General features: G+C 51.2%; 15 protein-coding genes. 5 read left to right on the top strand and 10 right to left on the bottom strand.

The annotated features are described in order from the left end of the window. Nucleotides 1-421: 421 nt before the first annotated feature. The 4 genes from holA to THS27_RS01765 all read right to left on the bottom strand — a co-directional run bounded on the left by holA (nucleotide 422) and on the right by THS27_RS01765 (nucleotide 3,302). Nucleotides 422-1,453, bottom strand: coding sequence for a DNA polymerase III subunit delta (gene holA, locus THS27_RS01780; RefSeq protein ID WP_085587311.1), 1,032 nt, complete (start codon nucleotides 1,451-1,453; stop codon nucleotides 422-424). Between the two features lie 18 nt (nucleotides 1,454-1,471). Beyond that, a complete protein-coding gene (locus THS27_RS01775) occupies nucleotides 1,472-1,963 on the bottom strand; it encodes a hypothetical protein (protein WP_246832794.1) in 492 nt (163 codons plus the stop codon). Between the two features lie 22 nt (nucleotides 1,964-1,985). Next, entirely contained in the window at nucleotides 1,986-2,648 is a 663-nt protein-coding gene (locus THS27_RS01770; protein ID WP_085587309.1) for a hypothetical protein, read from the bottom strand. A 90-nt stretch (nucleotides 2,649-2,738) separates the two neighbouring features. Beyond that, nucleotides 2,739-3,302 carry a DUF3576 domain-containing protein gene (locus THS27_RS01765; RefSeq protein ID WP_085587308.1) on the bottom strand — a complete coding sequence of 188 codons (564 nt, stop codon included), beginning with the start codon at nucleotides 3,300-3,302 and terminating at the stop codon, nucleotides 2,739-2,741. A 247-nt stretch (nucleotides 3,303-3,549) separates the two neighbouring features. Between THS27_RS01765 and THS27_RS01760 the strand changes: the two genes are divergently transcribed. Together THS27_RS01760 and THS27_RS01755 are read left to right on the top strand one after the other, a co-directional pair. Further along, complete coding sequence (locus THS27_RS01760; protein ID WP_085587307.1) at nucleotides 3,550-4,602, top strand: porin; 1,053 nt, start codon at nucleotides 3,550-3,552, stop codon at nucleotides 4,600-4,602. Between the two features lie 535 nt (nucleotides 4,603-5,137). Beyond that, nucleotides 5,138-6,208 (top strand): porin, encoded by a 1,071-nt coding sequence (locus THS27_RS01755; protein ID WP_085587306.1) that lies wholly within the window; start codon nucleotides 5,138-5,140, stop codon nucleotides 6,206-6,208. 126 nt (nucleotides 6,209-6,334) lie between these two features. On the opposite strand, the gene THS27_RS01750 is transcribed toward THS27_RS01755, so the two are convergent. Next, on the bottom strand, nucleotides 6,335-7,561 hold the full coding sequence (locus tag THS27_RS01750) for a glycosyltransferase family 9 protein (RefSeq protein ID WP_085587305.1): 1,227 nt from the start codon (nucleotides 7,559-7,561) through the stop codon (nucleotides 6,335-6,337). An 85-nt stretch (nucleotides 7,562-7,646) separates the two neighbouring features. Next, nucleotides 7,647-8,189 (bottom strand): thiamine phosphate synthase, encoded by a 543-nt coding sequence (locus THS27_RS01745; protein ID WP_168184799.1) that lies wholly within the window; start codon nucleotides 8,187-8,189, stop codon nucleotides 7,647-7,649. Nucleotides 8,190-8,332: 143 nt separating this feature from the next. On the opposite strand from THS27_RS01745, the gene THS27_RS01740 reads away from it, so the two are divergent. Beyond that, complete coding sequence (locus tag THS27_RS01740; RefSeq protein ID WP_085587303.1) at nucleotides 8,333-9,037, top strand: YggS family pyridoxal phosphate-dependent enzyme; 705 nt, start codon at nucleotides 8,333-8,335, stop codon at nucleotides 9,035-9,037. Nucleotides 9,038-9,344: 307 nt separating this feature from the next. Here THS27_RS01740 and THS27_RS01735 read toward each other — a convergent pair whose 3' ends face one another. Beyond that, nucleotides 9,345-10,034 (bottom strand): response regulator transcription factor, encoded by a 690-nt coding sequence (locus THS27_RS01735; protein WP_085587302.1) that lies wholly within the window; start codon nucleotides 10,032-10,034, stop codon nucleotides 9,345-9,347. Between the two features lie 240 nt (nucleotides 10,035-10,274). Here THS27_RS01735 and ribA point away from each other — a divergent pair, with 240 nt between their 5' ends. Next, entirely contained in the window at nucleotides 10,275-11,411 is a 1,137-nt protein-coding gene (gene ribA / locus THS27_RS01730) for a GTP cyclohydrolase II (protein ID WP_085587699.1), read from the top strand. A 212-nt stretch (nucleotides 11,412-11,623) separates the two neighbouring features. Next, nucleotides 11,624-13,075, top strand: a complete 1,452-nt coding sequence (locus THS27_RS01725; RefSeq protein WP_085587301.1) for a hypothetical protein — start codon at nucleotides 11,624-11,626, stop codon at nucleotides 13,073-13,075. 185 nt (nucleotides 13,076-13,260) lie between these two features. On the opposite strand, the gene trpS is transcribed toward THS27_RS01725, so the two are convergent. The 3 genes from trpS to THS27_RS01710 all read right to left on the bottom strand — a co-directional run bounded on the left by trpS (nucleotide 13,261) and on the right by THS27_RS01710 (nucleotide 19,096). Beyond that, nucleotides 13,261-14,262: a tryptophan--tRNA ligase gene (gene trpS / locus THS27_RS01720; RefSeq protein WP_085587300.1), complete on the bottom strand. Its 1,002-nt coding sequence runs from the start codon at nucleotides 14,260-14,262 to the stop codon at nucleotides 13,261-13,263. 180 nt (nucleotides 14,263-14,442) lie between these two features. After that, a complete protein-coding gene (gene murJ / locus THS27_RS01715) occupies nucleotides 14,443-15,993 on the bottom strand; it encodes a murein biosynthesis integral membrane protein MurJ (RefSeq protein ID WP_085587299.1) in 1,551 nt (516 codons plus the stop codon). Nucleotides 15,994-16,351: 358 nt separating this feature from the next. Beyond that, a complete protein-coding gene (locus tag THS27_RS01710; RefSeq protein WP_085587298.1) occupies nucleotides 16,352-19,096 on the bottom strand; it encodes a [protein-PII] uridylyltransferase in 2,745 nt (914 codons plus the stop codon). Nucleotides 19,097-19,192: the final 96 nt, after the last annotated feature.

Here is a 19,192-nt window from a genome sequence, read left to right as displayed (position 1 = left end):
TGCAATAAGGTCGGTTTTTCTTTGAAAACCGGCCTTATTTCTTTTTGAGTTTGCTTTTGACGAGACCAAATTTGTTGTTCAAATCTGGCTGCATTTGACCAACCGGTAGCATTGTTACTTTTCGTTATATCCTGATTCGGATAGATACCGACTCGTTGGAATCCAAGCCGTGAGGCCCAGGAAAAGCAAACGTCGACCGGGTAAGATATGGTCTTGTGTATCGTCCGGAGTAGCTTTTAAGAAGCTGTCATTACATATGATGAAAAGGGGCGTACGCACGAAAATGCGATAGCGTGCCGCTAGGATGCAGTTGCGTTCCCTGGGCTGAAATTACGAAAAGCTGATGATTTTACGTATATAGCGGCCAACTGAGGCGTTTGAAGGATGAACGTTAGCCCGGCGTACAACTGGGAAATCGTGATCAGCGACGGCCCTGTTTTTGCCGGGCTACGGTAACCTTGATCATGGCCCGATGCGCAAGGGTTTCAGGCACTGCCAAGCCGCTTTTACAGTCTTTTTCAGCTTCAAGAAATATTTGTAAGGCCCGCTGAATATGCGGTAGCGGCCAGTAGGATAAATTGGCGCGAAACTGGTCCGCAGCTTTGAAAAACAGGGGCGGGCGTAAGGATTTCATCGCCTGTTCAACAGATGTACCCTGGGCAACCTGACCCTTCACCAAATGTAATTTCTGAAAATATCCGATCATCATGCGCAGGGCGCCAACGGGGTTAAGGCCTTCCTCGACCAGTCGGGTGAGGGCAAGATCAAGATTGGCGACATTTCCAGCAGAAACAGATTGAAGCACGTCATCATAATGGCGGGCAGAACTATCGCCGATACAGGCCATGGCATCAGCCAGGGTTACCTGCTGCTGATTTAAGGCATAAAGGGCAAGTTTTTGTAGCTCGTTGCGGGAAATCATGCGGTCGCTGCCAAGATTGGCAATCAGATAACGCGTTGCATCCCGTTCAATCTGAAGATGATGCTCGTCCATCACAGATTTGATCAGGCCTTCCAGATCCCGTCCCGAGTCGGCATAACAGGGCAGGGCCATGCCGTTAGAGGCTTTTTCAACGGCCTGCCGCAACTTTGAGCGGGAAGGCAGGCTTCCTGCTTCACAAACAATCAAGGCGTCGCCAGCGGGGTGTTGCAGAAAGTCCGAGACGACGGCTGCGTGGGCATCACCGATATCACGGAGTCGTACGACGCGTCTGCCACCACCAAAACTTATGGCTGCTGCTTCATCGCGTAATCGCCCGCCGTCTTCTTTTAAATGCGAAGGGCCAAGTTCGACGACACGAAAGGGGTCTTTCAGGTCATCGACAACGGTTTTCGCCAGTGTGGCACCTCGCTCGCGCACAAGGCCTTCATCCTCCCCATAAATCAGGATGAACTGTGCCTTGGCATCGGGGGAACGTAAAAACGACTCGACCTGGGCTGCTTTGAGTTTCATAAAATTACGGAACTGAATTTATTCAGCATTGTTGACGCCAATTACAACCTGATTCGAAATTTGTCTTGCCAGATTACGTGCCGCATCTTCGCGGGCGGTTGCTTCGGCTTCAAGGCTGGCAAAATCAGATTGGACAAGGTTAAAGCTGGTTCGTGCGCGCAATGTGCCGCTACGTATAATTTTGGTGTCGGAAATCCGGATCAGTTTGTAAGTTCCGGCCAGAATATAGTCGGAAATGGTGGCTTCATTTGCTTTGGTGAAGCCAAGATCGTTTGTGGTTTCGTTTAAGTCGACGACCAGTTCATATTCCGCATTTACCGGAGCACCTTTTGGCGTAAGGTTTTCCAGCAGGACGCTTCTGGTTAATTGTCCGACACGGTTTTCGATTAAATCGATTTTTATCCTGGATAAGACATCCGAAGTTGTTTCATTGGCCTGATTTTGTGCATAAAGCGGGTGAAATCCGCATGCACCCAGAGATGGTACTGCCAGACAAAGAAATAATGACATGATGGGACGCAGTAACATCGTTTCAGGACTCCGATTGGTCAGGCTTTTCGACTAATCCATAGCGATACAATAATTCATGCCCGATGTAAGGGCAAAACAAACGCATCAGGTATAGAAACTGCAATTGATCTGGTTCGTTGCAATTATCAGGTGCTTTTTTCAAACCCTGAAACATGGCGCGCATGTCGGCAATCGCGATGTTGTATCGAGCCTGGCTGATTTCACGAACAATATTAGCAGACCTTGCCGTAATAAGGTCTGCTTCATTCGAGCTGATATGGTGAGAATTGTCGACTTTAGTTCGACAGAAAAATTGCCAAACCTGGCGTAACCAGCGCCATTGGCTGACCAGATCTTCAAGTTCAAGGCGGCGCGGACGGTGTAATGGTACGTCTGATAATACGGCCAGGGTCACAATGTCGATTCCCACCTCGTCTATCAGGGTTGGGATATCGGTTATGCCATCATGCAAAATGATGGGGCCGACAATATTATCCTGACGATGATGCGATGGCGGTTTGCCCGCAAGGTCAAGGCTATTCGTTGCTGATAATAAACAGGGTATTTGAACCAGATTGTTCTGGATGTGAAAGCCAAGGTTTTCACGAAAGTTTCTTGCAGTGTCGCTTTTAAGATCACTTCCGGCGGTGAAGGCTGCCGGTATTTCTTGCTTTTTCTCGGACAAAAACAATCCCCATCGGCGATTAAGCGAATGGGGATTGTATGTTGGCGAGGTATATCGGGTGTCTGCACCAGTTAAGCACATTGGTACTATTTACTGATTGCTGGCGCTATCGATACGCAACTGGCGGGCGCGTGTTAAAATCGAATCTTCCATTGCAGTCACGGTTTTCGGATCAACAACAGCATCTGCCCATTCATTGCCTCCGGCGCGAACCTGGCGGAAGATGGCAACCTTGACAGCATCTGAACGCAAGGCAACACCCAGAATATATCCGGTAATCTTGAACCGTTCATTCGGCGTTTCAGCCGGGCTGTACCAGTCGGTAATGATGACGCCACCAAAAGGATCAGCAGAATTCAGCGGCATGAAAGACAGCGTATCGAGCGTAGCACGCCACAAAAAGCTGTTTACACCGATACCTGTACCGCCTTGCTGTTTTTTACTGTCACTGCCAAAAATGTTCAGCCCATCATCGCCAAAAACGCTTCCCTGTTTTTTCTTGTCTGCAATAGTTGCCGAACGACCGAGAACACGGTCGTTGCCAGGCGCAGATCCGGGGTAATTGTCATAGTCTGATTGTGAAGCACCGCTGCAAGCAGCAAGCGCGGAAACTAGGGTGCAAGCGGCAATCAATTTTAATTTGGAAACAGTCACTTTGTGCGGCCTTCTGATCAGTCAATGGCAATGCTGAGCGCACTATAAGCAGCAATTGCGAGGAGGGCAAAGAAAACAAGTGTGTCCTTTTTGCCACGGGTCCCCAAAAATGTTACATTGTCGCCACAGTTTGGTTGACGGGGGGGCAAAATGCTGGCTCCATAGCGTCGAACCGGGCGACACCATAATTGTCGTTCACACTTCAAATAACCGCTTAAGCGGGTTGAAGAAGACGTTGAGGGAAAAGATGAAAAAGATTCTTATTGCTACCAGCGCACTCGTCGCTGTTGCAGCAGCAGGCCAGGCACAGGCCTCTGAACCGATTAAATTGTCGGTTGGCGGTTACATGGAACAGTGGGCCGGTATCGCGTCCCAGGATGATGGCCATGATAACATCAACGCTTTCCAGTCCGACACCGAAGTTTATTTCTCGGGTTCGACCACCCTTGATAACGGCATCGAAGTTGGTGCCATGATTCAGCTCGAAGGCGAAACCTCTGGCGACCAGATCGACGAACAGTATCTGTATGTCAACGGTTCTTTCGGTCAGTTCCGCATGGGTGAAGGCGACGGCGCTGCTGGTGCTATGGGTATCACTGCTCCGGCTGTTGGTCCAGTTGGTGTGAACGATGGTGACCTGTCAAACTGGGTTGATATCGCTGCAATGCCGGACACCGTGTGGGATGATGGCGATGATCCCAAAATCACCTATTACACCCCGTTCATGGGCGGCTTCCGCATTGGTGTTTCTTACACCGATAGCGACACCTCCAAGAATGACGGTTCTGCAACAAGCAGCCAGAACACCACTGGCGGTTTGCCGGTTACCTCGCTTGGCCTCGAATATCGCGGTGACTTTGACGGTGTAAGCCTCGGCCTCGCGGCTGTTGGCGAGCACAAAGGTGAAGGCGAATGGTTCAGTGTCGGTACCACCGTTGGTTTTGGTAACTTCACTGTTGGTGGTTCTTACGGTCAGAAGAGCGACGATTACGGCGTAAAAGGCGGCGCGACCAAACTTGCTGATGACACCACCGGTTTTGACATCGGTGTTGCTTATGCAATGGATGCAGCCCAGATTTCTCTGTCTTATGCAAATGGTGACATTGTTACCAATGATGCTGGCGCAGCTTCGACCGGCAACGAGATTGATACCGTTGACCTCGGTCTGCGTTACCAGCTTGGTGCTGGCGTTAGCTGGAGAAGCTCGATCTTCTGGTTTAACAACGACGACAAAGCTGCTGGCGGTGCTGGCGACAATGATGGTTTTGGTGCCGTTACCGGTCTTCGCCTCGACTTCTAATCTTTCGATTAGATCGACGAATGGAGAAGGGAGCGTTTTTCGCTCCCTTCTTTTTTTGTCTGAATTGGATTGAATTTTGCTCCTCAGGGCGCTCAAAAATCGTCGTAGAGCTGTCTTGCTGTATTTTTGGATGCCAGCGAACATCATGCAGTCTTGATATTGCGGGCTTTGCAGGGATGGAATCGATTCTTTCTTTGGGCCTTTGATGTGGTTTTTTTCGATAATGAATTAAGTAAAGTCGGTGCCTCGTCTTTAAAATATGCTCGCAAAGTGACCTATGGTCATTAAATAAACTCATTTCAGTTTTGTACGTGCTACAACCAGTGTAAAATAGTCCGAAGCGATGGCTTGAATCAGCCAAATTAACTGTGTAAGAGCGAAGTGTGATTTTTTTGTCACGTACTTGGCAAAAACATCACGTAAATCATCTCTTTTAATTGACCGAAGGTCATTTATTGGATTAGGTAGTCCTCAGCAAACAGAAAAATGTTCTGCTAACCAACGCCAACAGCGTTTGTTTTCAATGAGGGAAAAGATGAAAAAGATTCTTGTTGCGACCACGGCACTTGTCGCCGTTTCCGGTTTCGCCGTTTCTGCCAGCGCATCCGAACCGATCAAACTTTCGGTCGGTGGTTACATGGAACAGTGGGCCGGTATCACCTCGCAGGATGATGCATTTGATAACAAAAATGCTTTCCAGTCCGATACCGAAATTCATTTCTCGGGTTCGACCATTCTTGATAACGGCATCGAAGTTGGCGCCGTTGTTGAACTTGAAGGTGAAACTTCTGACGATCAGGTTGACGAACAGTATCTCTATATTAATGGTTCGTTTGGTCAGATCAGAATGGGCGAAGACGACGGTGCAGCCGACGACATGGGACTCACAGCACCGGCAGTCGGCCCGGTTGGCGTCAATGACGGCGACTTGACTAACTGGGTTGACACTTATCTTCCTGACACAGTCCAGAGTTCTGGTGATGATCCCAAGATCACCTACTTCACCCCGGTCATGGGCGGCTTCCGCGCTGGTGTTTCTTACACCGATAGCGACGAGTCGAAAAATGCTGGTGGTAGCGGTGGTAATCTGGGTCAGGGCACAACTGAAGGTCTGCCGGTTGTTTCTGCTGGTCTGTCTTACGACCATGATTTTGATGGTGTTGCACTTGGCCTGTCCGCTGTTGGCGAACATAAAGGTCAGGGTAACTGGTACGGCCTTGGTGTAAATGTTGGTTTTGGGAACTTTACATTTGGTGGTTCTTGGAGCCAAATTGAAGACGATTATGGCATTAACGACCGGGAAACTGAGGCTACCAAGGACACCAACAACTACGACATCGGTATCGCTTATGCCATGGACGCAGCAAGTGTTTCCCTGAGCTACGCTTACTCTGATTACGGTAATCGTTCGACCAAAGCTATGAGCAACAACATTAGTCCGAGTGCAAATGGCGAAATAAGCACGGTGGATCTTGGTCTCGCTTATCAGCTCGGCGCTGGCGTTGCATGGAAATCGTCGATCTTCTGGTTCGACGATGACAATGACAACTCTGCTGCCGACAATGACGGCTACGGCGCTGTTACCGGTCTGCGTCTCGACTTCTAATCAAGTTGACGATCAGCAATCGCGAGAAAGAGGGTGCCTTTGGCGCCCTCTTTTTTTTGAACGATATTATCAGCTATGCGACGTGGGCCGAGTGGCTGTCCATAGAAAATGATTTTTAACAACAGATCAGCTATGGCAGCGGGCAGCGATATCTGCGGTAAGGGATATTTTAAACCGTTCATATGTTGCTACGAGGTGGCTGACACATGGTACGGGTTGAACAGTTGAAAGACGCTGGACAAGCGCCGGATCACGACGGGATGGCAAGGCCACAAGCTTTTCACGCGATGTTTCAAGGCTGCCCATGCAGCCGATTTCGCCGTTTTCGGTCGCATGCAGTTTGGCAAGCCCACACGGGGCCGAGCAATAGTCACCGTGATAATCACTTTGCCATGCTGTAATATTGGTAAATCTGCCATGCAGCACCGTCGGTGATGCCGACGTATAAACGCCGATTCCCGGAATACCATAAAGTTTGGTGATATGGGCCGGGCCACTGTCAGCAACAATGACGTAATCGCACGTGCCAATGAACGACATCAGATCGGCAATTGTTTTAAAGCCGTCGATCAGGTTTATCGTTGTCGGGAGCGGCCCAATGGCGGACTTATACGCATCCTTGACGCCCTGATAGGCATTAAGGACAACCGAGATATCGCTGGCCTGATCGGTAATTGCCGATATCGTTTTCGCGACAAATTGCGGTGGCAGCGTGCGAAGCGGTGAGGAAGCCATTGGTAAAATGCCGATTCGCAACTTTTCAGTTGTTGGTCGTGCCGGCACTGGTTCAGGCACAGGCGGTATCGCAAATTCGCGACATAGTACACCTTCGCAATCAACCGGTGCCGTTGCGATATCTTTCCAGCCTGCCATTTCAGACAAATCAATCAGCATATCAAACCGCTTAAGCTGATTGGCGGAAATGAAAAGCTGAAAGATTTCAATATTCGTCAAGCTGGCGAAGATGTCGCTGGCGCTGCCGGTATTTAGCAAACCTATTTTGCAAGTTGGATAGGCTATTTGAAAAGCGCGTAAAAACATCGTCATACCAACACAATCGCCCAGGGCATCGGCCGGTATTAAAAATAATATGCGTTTGCGGTTAAAAGGATGTTGCCAGTGATCACGCGGCAGCACATCCAGATGAATGGTGTCTGAGACAATTTTAACCGATGCAGCCTTAGGCAGGATTTGCTGGCGCAAAAGGGATGACACCCGGGTTAAATAACTGGCACTGCCATCGGATTTTTGGCGGATATTGGCTGCAACATTGGGCAGGCCAAATTCAAAGGGCTGCTTCGTCTTGAAACGGGTAAAACGGGCGCGAGACAAATGCAGGGATGTGGATGCCAAAGTAACGATCCTTGGAATGGCAGAAATCGGGAAAACCGGCGGATATTAATGTTCGGCTATGGTCTATATCACAGCCAAAGCCAATTTAGGTGGCAAAGCCAATTCCGGCAATGCCGGAAAGGGGGGCGGATTTAAGTTGCAGCAAATGTTTATAATTAATGCCGCCCAATGCGTAGGGTGCAATCCCGGCCCGATAGGCAAGGCAGGCAAGTTGGTTAAATACCTGGTGTGATAAATGTTTGGCCCCTGGATGGCTTTGGGTGGCAAAGGCCGGTGAAATAATTACGGCATCAATATTATGGGCAAAGACCCGTAACCGGTTAAGCTGTGACAGACCATGAACTGATGCACTGACCATAAGGCCACATGATTGTGCGGTTTGAAGCGCATGGCGGAGGTGTGATTGTGCACGGTCGGGTAAATGCAGGCCATGTGCGGCAATGCGAGTTGCGAGCCCTATATCCGCCGATACAAAAAACAGATGGCCATATTTACGGCATGCCTGCCGAACCCGCCATGCAAGTTTATCGCGATCAGGATGGTTATAATGCCGGTAAATAACCATGCTGTGTAAAGGAAGCCTGGCAAGCGCAGGTATGGGATCGACAAGGCGATGATCGTCGGTCATGAGTATGACAGCAGGCAGGGACCGAAGGAGAGGGGGTCTATCGGCGTTACGTAAATTGAGTTGCCGGGCAAGTTTTGCTAGGTTGGGCTCCATTGCGTTGTAACGTCCTTCTTTGGGCACTTAACCAGGATATCTCGCATATCATGAGCGATCATAGCGTTTCATCTGGCGATGTCGATATCGCTGCCAATCTTGCCCGCATTCAGGAAAATATCGATCAGGCTGCGACTGTTGTTGGGCGTGATAGCCATGAGGTTACCCTGGTTTGTGTAAGCAAAACCCATGAGGCAGACCATGTGCGCGGGGCGCTTGAAGCCGGGCGCCGGATATTTGGCGAAAACCGTGTGCAGGAAGCCGCTGAAAAATGGCCGTTATTGAAGCAGGATTATCAGGGTGTTGAGCTACATCTGATTGGCCCGCTTCAAAGCAATAAGGCGCGCGAGGCAATCGCGTTATTTGATGTCATTGAAACCCTGGACAGGCCCAAGCTGGCAAAAACATTTGCCCGTTTGCGTGATGAAACCGGCCACTGCCCCGACCTTTATATTCAGATCAATATTGGTTGCGAACCGCAAAAAGCTGGCATCGCCCCGGAAGATGCGGATGATTTTATTCGCGAATGTATTGAAGATTTAAAATTGCCGGTGACAGGCCTGATGTGCATTCCCCCTGTTGATGAAGAACCTGCGCCATATTTTACCTTGTTGGGCAAAATTGCCGACCGTCATGGTTTAAAAGTTCGGAGCATGGGGATGAGTGGCGATTACGAGAGCGCAATTCGTCTTGGAGCGACTCATATCCGGGTTGGAACGGCAATTTTTGGGCATCGCGCCTATAATATTGATTAAAACGGCTGATTTTTGGGAAAAAAAGGATAAAAACCCGTGCTTCTGGCGTTAAATCTATCGGGAATCGTTCGTACTTCATGCTCTTTGTAAAAGCGCCCAAGGTTGAAATGTTCTATTGGGTGAGATGATGGAATCATGGCCAAGATGTAAAGACGCTGTTGCGATTATTTTGTGACGACGTTTTTCATTTGTCAGAACACGGCAACAAAAACAGGATAACAATGCACCATTGTTATCCTGTAATTATTTTAGGCTATGTTAGGGCAATGTGACGCCAGCATGTCTTCAATACTGACCGATATGACCGTTAGGGGACCAGTTTATAGCCACCTGGTTCGGTTACCAGAATGGTCGCACTCGACGGATCTTTTTCTATTTTTTGCCGTAACCGATATACATGGGTCTCCAGGGTATGGGTCGTTACCCCGGCGTTATATCCCCAGACTTCATCAAGCAGGGTTTCACGTGAAACCGGTTTGTCGCCCGCCCGGAACAGAAATTTCAGGATCGAGGTTTCTTTTTCCGTTAGGCGGATTTTCTTTTCCGTGGCTGTTTCTACCAGAATTTTGGCACTGGGCTGAAAGCTGTAGGGGCCGATGGCAAAAACGGCATCTTCGCTTTGTTCATGCTGGCGAATATGGGCCCGGATCCGGGCCAGTAACACATTCAGGCGGAACGGTTTGGTGACATAATCATTTGCACCCGATTCGAGCCCTAAAATGGTATCAGAATCGCTATTGGCCCCGGTTAGCATGATAACGGGCGATTTCACCCCGGCGCGGCGCATGAGTTTGCACACGTCGCGGCCATCAATATCGGGCAGGCCAACATCAAGCAGAATGACGTCAAAATAGTTGTCTTTAACCGCCTCAAGCGCTTCCTGGCCGCTATGGGCAACAACGCAATCAAATTCTTCATGCAGGCGAAGTTGTTCGGTGAGTGACTGGCTTAACGCTGCGTCATCTTCAACCACTAAAACCTGTTTTCCTGTCGTCATTGCCATCCCTTGCTGGTCCCTAAATTCGGTCTATATTCAGGCCCTGTTCTTTTTTGTGGCAATTAGGTGTGCGTTGCCTATTTGCAATATAAACAAGTCTCACACTCTAATCGTCACTTTTTCAAGAACAAACTGTTTTGGCTTTAGACATTGACGAACGAATGATCCAGCCCCATACCGGCCTGATCGCGATGTTGTGATCGCTTTGACCCTAAATCGGTAATAAAATTAAGTATGACGATGACCTCGCCCAACAGCATTTCGGCCCGATCCGAAATTTCAACAACCGAGCTGATTTCGGTTTCCCGTGCCGTTGCCGATTTGCGCCGTGGCGAAATGATCCTGATCCGGTCTGACAAAACGGCGATTGCCGCCATTGCAACCGAACCCCTGTCTGATCACGGGCTGGAACGTTTGCGTGTCATTGCGTTAAATGCAGCCGGTATTGCCTTGGTGCTGCCGCGTGTACGCGCCCGGGCGCTGGGCCATGTTGACGCTGAAAATGGCTTTTGTGCCTTGCAGCCGCAAAATCATGCCGAGGTCGACAGCCTTGCTTTGGGTGTTTGGGCCAATCCGTTGCTTGATATGGTTGAAAAACCGGTTGCAACCTGGCGCAAAACACAAACGGGCGAAGACGCTGCCATTCGGCTGGCAAAGCTGGCGCGTTTGTTACCCGCCATTGTGACCGTGCCGGTTGATCCGGCAAAAGTTGATGATTTTGCCGCCCGCGAAAATCTGCTGGTTTTGGCTGCAGAATCGGTAAACGGCTATGAAGATGCCGCCGCCGGGTCCCTGCGCCAGGTAAGCGAAGCACGTGTGCCGCTGGAAAATGCCGAAAATGCCCGTGTTGTGGCCTTTCGCCCGGCCGATGGCGGGCAGGAGCATATTGCGATTATTATTGATGAACCTGCCGCCGATGCGCCGGTGCTGGTACGTTTGCATTCGGAATGTTTTACCGGCGATTTGATCGGGTCATTACGATGCGATTGCGGGCCGCAATTGCGCGGTGCCATCGCTGAAATATCGGCCAGCGGCAAAGGCGGTATTGTCTTGTATTTGCGCCAGGAAGGCCGCGGGATTGGCCTGGTCAATAAATTGCGGGCCTATGCTTTGCAGGACCGGGGTTTTGATACGCTTGATGCCAACGAAGAACTTGGGTTCGATGCCGATGAACGGGTATATCGCCCGGCAGCCGAAATGTTGCGTCAGCTTGGTTTTTCATCGGTGCGGATTTTAACCAATAATCCCGAAAAGCTGCGCGGGTTGGAAAGCTGGGGGGTAAAAGTGAGCGAACGGGTCCCTCATAAATTTCCGTCCAATGGCCATAATGCTTTTTACCTGAAAACCAAAAAAGAACGGGCCGGTCATTTGTTTTAAGGGCTGGTTCCGCCTGGTTTGGGGTAACGTATCGAGCTAAATTATTTCTGCCCCGGCACTTTTGTCGGGGCATTTTTGTATGTTGGGCAATTGTTTTGTCGGCATTCTTACGGGCTTCGGGCGTTTCAGTTTCTCACCGGTTTTGAAAAAATTCGTCGAACAATACGATTTGGCATCAGGGTTGCATATCCTTTGGCAAGAGGAGGATCGCGATGTCGATAGGTGCAGATTGGCGGCAAATATCGCCCGGTGTGGGGGCACAAACGGCAAATGGCGCACAGCAAGGTGCAGCCAGGGCCGGTGCGACCACGCCAGAAACAGCAAAAGAAGGTGAATCCGGTGGTTTTGCCAGTTTTCTGTTTGGTGATGATGGCTTTGATTTTGGTGACATCATTGATGTGATTAATCCGCTGCAACATATTCCTGTTGTCGGCGCGCTGTATCGCGAATTGACCGGCGATGAAATGGGAAATGCGGCCCGTGTTGTCGGTGGCGGCCTTTTCGGTGGCATTTTTGGCCTGGCCGGGGCGGCAATTGATGCCGTTGTCGATGGTACGACCGGGGCTGATACCGGCGAGCATGTTCTGGCCCTGTTTGAAGGGGATGACAGCGACGCTGCCCCTGCGGCCGGAACCGCAGTCGTCCAAAACGATAACGGGCCTGGTGGTGCGAAAAATGGCGCCGAATCGGCAGTTGGTATGGGTGGGGTTGCCAGTGCAAATGGTTTGGTATTGCCGTGGTCGACTGGCGATACGTCGATGGCATCGGTTATGGCCGATAGCCAAACTGGTACAGAACAGGCCAATAATCAGACATTGCCCTTTGGCGGCACCACCCCGGTTTCCGAAAATATAGCCCAAAATATCGGGGCAACCCCGGTATCTGCGGCAAATCAGGCGGCATTTTCTGCCGGGATGCCTTTTTCGGGGGCAAATAATTCTGCCTCGACATTGCAAAACCCCCGTTCGGGATCTTCATTCGAGGATGCAGCAACCCAGGCCGCCAGCGACGCCGACCCGGCAGAACTTGCCGTTACCCTGGCCCGGGCCGGGCACAGTGATTACGCCTCCAAACTGGTGGCACAGCGCGACCCCGTAACATCCTCATCAAGGCGGTCTGGAAATGTGCATGTTAATCACGATAAAGGTGCCACAGTATGGCAGCGGGCGGAAAATACCGGTCGTGTTTCCGGCCCGGTTTTTGGCACGGAAATTCAGGGTGAACTGATTAAGGCACGCTCGAAACAGGATGATTTTGCTGCAAATGTACATCCGGCAATGATGACTGATGCGGTTGCCAGTGATGAAACGGCGGGTGGGCCGGTATTATCAGCCGCCGAAATGGCGGCCCGGTTTAATGCGGCGCTGGGGCTTGGCCCTGTAACCCAGGCGGCGGATACTGCGACAAATCGGAACACCAGGTCGCAGTCACACAATGATAGCCGCCCGGTTGCCAGCCGCAACGAACCGGCACGGGCATCTGCCACATCTGCCAGCACTGCAACACCCACCGATCCGCTTGCCGAACACCCGCTTGTGCAGGAAGCCGAACAGCATAATGCTGGCGAGGCGCCGGTCGGGGCATGGTTTAGCCAGACCATGATGGATGGTTTGCAAAAATATCAGGCCATGCAAAAGCAGCAAAAGGCTTCGGGTTCGATCTGATCAGGCGCGATGTCACAAAACGGCCTGTGCTGTGAAAGGCAAGGGCTCCGGTAACCGTTTATGATCAACGAACATTGGTATGATTTATCTGTGTTGCCAGAAGTCAAATTGCGCGTAATTCCAACATAAAAAAGGCCCGCTCCCTTTCACCGGGACCGGGCCTTTGACTGTATAATGCGGATCAATCAGCTGTTGAGAAAGCCAACCACTTCCTTGACCTCGCGCAGGATCGGCTGGGCGATGGCATTGGCGCGTTCGGCACCTTTGGCAAGGGACGCATCGATATAGGCAGTGTCATTTTTCAGACGGGCCATTTCTTCGGTGATCGGGGCCAGTTTTTCCACCACAACGTCGGTCAGGGCCTGTTTAAAGCCGGAAAACTGTGTGCCGCCATGTTCGGCCAGCACATCGGCCACCGGTTTTTCAAGCAGTGCTGCATAAATGGTGACCAGATTGCGGGCCTCCGGGCGTCCTTCCAGGCCTTCTGCTTCGGACGGCAGTGGTTCGGCATCGGTTTTGGCTTTGCGAATTTTTTTAGATAGCGTATCGGCATCGTCCGTCATGTTGATCCGCGCCATATCCGACGTATCGGATTTGGACATTTTTTTTGTTCCGTCACGCAGCGACATTACCCGCGTTGCCGGCCCCAGAATGAGGGGCTCGGGGGTTGGAAAGAAGCCTTCGGCATTAAAGTCATTGTTGAATTTGATCGCGATGTCGCGGGTCAGTTCAAGGTGTTGTTTCTGGTCTTCGCCAACCGGTACATGGGTGGCCTTATAGGCCAGAATATCAGCCGCCATCAGGCTAGGATAGGCATACAGGCCCAGCGAGGCGTTTTCACGGTGTTTGCCAGCCTTTTCCTTGAACTGGGTCATGCGGTTCAACCAGCCGATACGGGCCACACAGTTAAATATCCACGCCAGTTCGGCATGGGCTGAAACCTGGCTTTGGTTAAACAGAATGTGTTTTTCCGGATCAATGCCCGACGCAATCATGCTGGCAGCAAGTTCGCGGATGTTGGCGCGCAGTTCGGTCGGGTCTTGCCACACGGTGATGGCATGCATATCGACGACACAATAGATGCATTCAAAGTCGTTCTGAAGGGGAACCCAGTTACGGATTGCACCCAGATAGTTGCCAAGATGAAGGTTACCGGTGGGCTGTGCGCCCGAAAAAACACGTTGCATGTGTGTATCGTCCATTTCAGGAAGGTTCAAAAAAGGTCCGCATGCTCCGCCAGGTTGTGGACACCCGCCGGCGGACGAGCAAACGAATAGAGCGCGGAGTTAAGCCCCGCAGCACGGACAGGTCAAGCAGCTTGTCGCAAATTGGGGAAAAATGCCGTTTACCATGGTGTTGTGCGGTATTCAGGCCGGGCTGCCACGCCGCAGGGTTGTTTTAAGTTCGCGAAAACTGGTGGCACCACTTAACTGGGCGATAACGGCATAAACGACCATTCCGGCAATTACGATTCCGGCCATTGTCGTTATTCGCATGATTGCGTTGTTATCGGCATTCCACAGGGCAAAAATGGCTGCCCATAATGTTAAACCCATCAGCGTAGATGACAGGAAAATACGTGGAATGCGGCGTTTGAGGCGCGGATCAAGAACCAGATGCCCCCGTTTATGCAGGGTCATTCCCAGCGATGTGGCGTTGACCCAGGATGAAATGGCCGTTGCCGCTGCAATGCCGAGATGACCAAAGAACGGCATGAAAACCACGATCATGCCGATATTAAGCAACATGCAGATAATACCGATACGGATGGGGGTTTTGGTATCTTCGCGGGCAAAAAAGCCCGGCGCCAGAACCTTGACCAATACTGATGCCGGTAACCCGCAGGCAAAAATGGTAAGTGCCATGCCGGTTGCGTCGGTTTCGGTGGCGGTAAAGGCACCGCGTTGAAATAAAACATTGATAATCGGAATGCCCATAACGGCCAGGGCCACAGCGGCTGGCAATGTCAGTAACAGGGCAATTTCAATGCCCCTGTTCTGGCTATACATTGCAACCGAGGGATCCTTGCCCTGCAACTGGCGCGACAGCGTGGGTAGCATCGCGGTGCCAATGGCAATGCCAATTACGCCAAGTGGCAGTTGATGTACCCGGTCCGCATAATAAAGCCAGGACACAGCCCCGTCAGATACCATCGATGCCAGCATGGTATCGACCAGCAAATTCAGCTGGTATACCCCGACGCCGATCATGCCGGGTATCATGCGTTTTCCCAGCAGTTTTACCTTGTCATCAAGCCGGGGCATTTGCAGGCGGATGGCAAAACCTGCCCGTTTGCAGGCAATGACCAGCCAAATAAATTGGCCAATCCCGGCCATCATAACCCCCCATGCCAGGGCATGGGACGGTGTTTCGGTTATCGGGCTTAGCCCCAGTAATGCACCGATCATAAAAATGTTCAAAACAACCGGTGCGGCGGCGGCGGCGGCATAACGGTGCAGGGTATTTAAAATGCCCGACATCAGGGCAACGGCAGAAATAAATGCCAGATAGGGAAAAGTGATACGTGAAAGTTCAATTGCCAGATGGAATTTTTCCGGGTTTTCGGAAAAACCGGGGGCAAAAACCAGCATTGCCCATGGCATGACAATTTCGATAATTGCGACCAGAAACCCGGTGATGACCACCAGGATTGACAGGGCATTAGCGGCAAAATCGCGGGCTTCTTCAATGCCGCGTTTTTCAATGTCACCTGCCAGCAGGGGAATGAAGGCAACCGAAAAAGCGCCTTCGCCAAACAGGCGGCGAAACAGGTTGGGAAATTTGAACGCGACGAAAAACGCATCGGCCATGCCTCCGGCACCCAGCATTGCAGCGATCAGAATATCGCGGCCGAACCCCAGCAAGCGCGACAGCAGGGTAAAGCCACTGACGGTGGCAATTGAACGAACAAGCGACATAATGTTCTAAATCCGAAGGGTTCCGAGGGTTATAGAGGCGGCAGATGCAATTTTTCAGTCGCGAGATTGCCACTGGAAGGTGAAAGAATTGGTAATTTTGGCGCCAGGCGGTGCCGCACCCTCACAAAATATTTATGGCTTGTGATGGCTGTCACATGCAACTCGACAAGGGCCGGTATATTTTAATGATACCAAGTTTTGTTGGGACACGAGCACTTGGAAATTTGACTGACGAGAGCAAAAAACAGGGACCCCCGACCTGTCAGCTCCGAGCAAGCCTGATCTGCAAAATGTAGATCCCGGGCGGTGGTGATACCCTTGCTCTCGTCATGTCGTCCTTTTCGATTTTTCCCGAATTTTACCGGTCATCGTTTCTTAAAATATCGGTCAGGCTTTCCTTGATCTGGACAAACTTGGTCCGGCTGTCGATTTTTAAACCGAAAACATCCTTCACATAAAAAACGTCAACAGCGCGTTCACCAAAGGTGGAAATGCGGGCCGAGGCAATTTGCAGTGACAGATCGCGCAAGACCCGGGTGATGTCATAAAGGAGCCCCTGGCGGTCACGTGCTGTTACCTCGATTACGGTATGGGTGCGGCTTGCCTTGTTATCGATAATAACGTTTGGTTCCACCTTAAAGACGGCGGTGCGCGCCTTGTTATCCACCACCTGGCGTTTTTTAATTTCGCCACTGGGGCGTAATTGCCCGGAAATAACCTGTTCCAGCGTTTTACGCAGTTTGGCAATGCGGCCCTTGTCGTTAAAGGCCTCGCCATTGGCATCCTGAATCCAGAATGTATCAAGGGCCATACCGTCGCTGAGCGTCAGGATTTTTGCATCGACAATGCTGGCGGCGCATACTGCCATTGCCCCGGCAATTTGCGAAAACAGGCCGGGATGGTCGGTGGTGTGAACGGTAATTTCGGTGGCATCCATATCGGTTTCGATGCGGGTGTTAATTGTAATATCCGCACCGGATTTTTTGGCATCCCGGGTTAGTTCGGCATGACGTAACTGGGTTTCGGTATCGAAACTCAGCCAGTAGGATGGATAACCGCGATCAATGAAATCCTCGATATCCTGTGCATCCCAACCGGTCAGGGCTTCTCGTACTTTTTGCTGGGCACGGGCCACACGGGAATCGCGGCTGTCGGCATTTAACCCGCCCGACAATAAATCGTCGGTGGCATAATAAAGCTCGCGCAATAGTGTTGCTTTCCAGCCATTCCAGATATTGGGGCCAACAGCGCGAATATCGGCCACAGTCAGGCAGAGTAATAAACGCAAACGTTCTTGTGACTGCACCAGGTCGCCAAAGGCGCGAATGGTGGTCGGGTCGTTTAAATCGCGTTTAAAGGCTGTTGCACTCATCCATAAATGCGCCTTGACCAGCCAGGCCACGGTTTCGGTATCGGCCGGGCTTAGGCCCAAACGCGGGCACAGCTTTTCGGCCACTTCGGCACCCAGTTCCGAATGGTCACCGCCACGGCCTTTGGCAATGTCGTGCAACAGCACGGCCACGTACAGAACCTGTCGGGAAATCACCTTGTGAATAACGGATGTTGCCACCGGGGCTTCTTCGGCAAGGTCGCCACATTCGATCTGGTTCAAAATCCCGATGGCGCGGATGGTATGTTCGTCCACGGTGTAGGTATGGTACATGTCGTACTGCATTTGCGCCACGACTCGGCCAAAATCCGGGACAAAGCGGCCTAAAACGCCAGCTTCGTTCATTTTGCGCAACGGAATATCGGGTGTGACCTTATGTGTTAGAATTTGCAGGAACACGGCATTTGCCGCCGGGTCCTTTTGCAAGTTCTGGTCAATCAGTTGCAAATTTTGCGTCACCCAGCGCAGGCTTTCGGGATGAATGCCAACCCCGTTTTGATGAGCGACCAGAAATAATCGCAACATCTGGATCGGGTCTTCGCGAAACACGTCCCGGCTTTCCACGGCCAGCCGGTCATTGCGCAATTGAAAGCCGTCAATTTCCTTATTGCCAAAAAAGCGCGCCGGAAACCGGATCAGCGGGCGGCGTTGATGGCGTTCTTCAAGGGCCGCACAGAAAATGCGGGTCAGATTGCCCACATGTTTGACCATCAGGTAATAGTGCTTCATGAAGCGTTCAACGCCACTGGCACCGGCATGGTCGGTATAGCCAAGACGGGTGGCAATTTCGCGTTGCATGTCGAATGTCAGGCGGTCTTCGGGGCGGTCAGACAGATAATGAAGCCAGCAGCGGACAGACCATAGAAAATTCTGTGCTTTCAAAAAGCCCTGGGCTTCTTTTTTGGTCAGAACCCGCTGATCAACCAGTTCCATCGGTGTGTTGACGCGATACAGGTATTTGCCAATCCAGAACAATGTATGGAGGTCGCGCAGGCCGCCTTTGCCATCCTTGACGTTGGGTTCAACCACATAACGCGAATCGCCCATGCGAATGTGGCGATCATCGCGTTCGTTCAGTTTGGCTTCAATAAATTCAAGGCCGCTGCCTTTGACCAGTTCTTCCATAAAACGGGTACGGAACTGGTCATAAATGGTTTCATCCCCCCAGACATACCGGCTTTCCAGCAGGTTGGTGCGAATGGTGATGTCCTGCTTGGCCATGCGCAGGCAATCCTCGACCGACCGGGTGGCATGACCAACCTTTAGCCCCAGGTCCCACAACATATAAAGGATGTATTCAACGACCTGTTCGCCGTGCGCGGTTTGTTTATAGGGAAATAAAAACAGGATATCGACGTCGGAATGCGGTGCCATATCGCCCCGGCCATAGCCGCCCACGGCCACCACCGACATGCGTTGTTCCTTGGTCGGGTTATGCAGGGGGTATACAAACTCAATGGCGTAATCGTGGATCAGACGTACGATCTGATCGATTAGAAAGCTGTATGAAAAAACGGCATTGTGCCCGGAATTGCTGTCTTCAAAACGGGTGCGAATTTCGTCGCGTCCCTGTTGCAGCGTTTCTTTCAAACAGCCCAGTATGGCTGCCCGTTGCTTTAGCGGTTTTAAGTCGCCATCCCGACCAATATTGCCAAGTTTGGTATAAACGGTGCGACGGTCGATAATATCACGCTGGTTTTTAACTTTTAGCATAATGGAATGCGGTGTCCTTGGTCCGGGCTTGCAGGGAACGGGCACGTTTCGGGTATTTTCAGACAGATTTTCGGGTCACAGTGGCGTTTATATCCC

It is taken from the genome of Thalassospira sp. MCCC 1A01428, assembly GCF_002115825.1.
Lineage (GTDB): Bacteria > Pseudomonadota > Alphaproteobacteria > Rhodospirillales > Thalassospiraceae > Thalassospira.
Note: the sequence above shows the minus strand (reverse complement) of the source record. Positions and strands in the feature narration are given on the sequence as shown.

Coding starts and splice junctions, on each gene's coding strand:
- holA (WP_085587311.1), bottom strand. CDS start 1,453: ATGAAACTCAAAGCAGCCCAGGTCGAGTCGTTTTTACGTTCCCCCGAT.
- THS27_RS01775 (WP_246832794.1), bottom strand. CDS start 1,963: ATGTCATTATTTCTTTGTCTGGCAGTACCATCTCTGGGTGCATGCGGA.
- THS27_RS01760 (WP_085587307.1), top strand. CDS start 3,550: ATGAAAAAGATTCTTATTGCTACCAGCGCACTCGTCGCTGTTGCAGCA.
- THS27_RS01755 (WP_085587306.1), top strand. CDS start 5,138: ATGAAAAAGATTCTTGTTGCGACCACGGCACTTGTCGCCGTTTCCGGT.
- THS27_RS01745 (WP_168184799.1), bottom strand. CDS start 8,189: ATGACCGACGATCATCGCCTTGTCGATCCCATACCTGCGCTTGCCAGG.
- THS27_RS01740 (WP_085587303.1), top strand. CDS start 8,333: ATGAGCGATCATAGCGTTTCATCTGGCGATGTCGATATCGCTGCCAAT.
- THS27_RS01735 (WP_085587302.1), bottom strand. CDS start 10,034: ATGACGACAGGAAAACAGGTTTTAGTGGTTGAAGATGACGCAGCGTTA.
- ribA (WP_085587699.1), top strand. CDS start 10,275: ATGACCTCGCCCAACAGCATTTCGGCCCGATCCGAAATTTCAACAACC.
- THS27_RS01725 (WP_085587301.1), top strand. CDS start 11,624: ATGTCGATAGGTGCAGATTGGCGGCAAATATCGCCCGGTGTGGGGGCA.
- trpS (WP_085587300.1), bottom strand. CDS start 14,262: ATGCAACGTGTTTTTTCGGGCGCACAGCCCACCGGTAACCTTCATCTT.
- murJ (WP_085587299.1), bottom strand. CDS start 15,993: ATGTCGCTTGTTCGTTCAATTGCCACCGTCAGTGGCTTTACCCTGCTG.
- THS27_RS01710 (WP_085587298.1), bottom strand. CDS start 19,096: ATGCTAAAAGTTAAAAACCAGCGTGATATTATCGACCGTCGCACCGTT.